This window comes from Psychrobacter sp. 1U2 (genome assembly GCF_051847575.1).
In genome coordinates, this window is the sequence record NZ_JBPYDC010000477.1 from 1 (window position 1) to 1,038 (window position 1,038).

General features: G+C 41.4%; 2 protein-coding genes. Both read right to left on the reverse strand.

Annotated elements, in window-relative coordinates:
• A partial coding sequence (locus ACS8FD_RS16690; RefSeq protein ID WP_439276664.1) for an alanine--tRNA ligase-related protein occupies nt 1–205 on the reverse strand: 205 nt, incomplete at its 3' end.
• Between the two features lie 178 nt (nt 206–383).
• Nucleotides 384–1,038: DUF389 domain-containing protein (locus ACS8FD_RS16695; protein ID WP_439276665.1), on the reverse strand; the 655-nt coding region annotated here is incomplete at its 5' end.

A 1,038-nucleotide genomic window follows, 5' to 3' on the forward strand; every position in this document is an offset into this window, starting at 1 on the left:
TTTGTGAAGATACTGCCCGTGTGTAGTCACGTGGCTCCATACCCAAAAACGTCTCTTTAAACTGGTTCATACCGGCATTGGTAAACAGCAGTGTGGGATCATTATGCGGGATGAGACTCGATGAAGACACAACGGTATGCTGCTTGCTCACAAAAAAATCTAGAAAAGCTTGGCGAATATCGGCTGAGCGAAATGGCTGACTCACAGCGGCTCCTTACTGACAAATAGAGATAAATAAAAAGGACAAAATAAAGAAAATAATTTTGCAAGCGATTTTAGCACAAACACATAAGGTGTGTTGAAGATTCACAAATAGACGCTTAGTAAACACTAGTTACATTTGTGTGTTGCACCTACAAGTAATGAGAGGTTTAGCCCTAACATTACTTGGTCAAAATCGCGGCATCAGTTTCGTCAAGTTGATTCTGAATCAGAGGGTCAGATTCGATTATTTTTACAGGCAAATAGCGCAGTTGTAACTTGATAGGTAAGTAATCAGGAAAGTTATCTGCCATATCTTGGGTAATAACCGCTTCAATCTTTTGCACATCAGAGGATGTCGGACTGTTTTCACCACGAATAACAGCACGTACAGTCTGATAGCCTCCAACTTTTTCGAATTGGGTGTTGGTTAATACGTTACCTTTGTCTATAAAATGGCTGTTTATAGCGTCCTTTACGTTATTTTCAAAGGTTTGCTGTTTGGCGCTAACGTTTAAGTTAATGGACAAATAAATACCTAAGCCGACCAATAGTAATAAAGCGATGGCATTACGGCGAAAGAACGTTAAATAGGTGCTTGATTTGTAGTCATCATCGACTAAACGACGAAAGCCCAAAAACCAAAGCACCATCGCATTCGTAAATTGAATGGCAATAATATTGGTCAAAGCAAGCAGAGCTGCACCAAAACCTAACGTAGTTTCTCCATTGGCAAATAAGATACCACTTGCTGCAAGGGGCGGTACAAGAGCGGTTGCAACCGCCACACCAACCACTGCGACAGACAGATGCGGTGAAACCATTGCGTAAGCACCA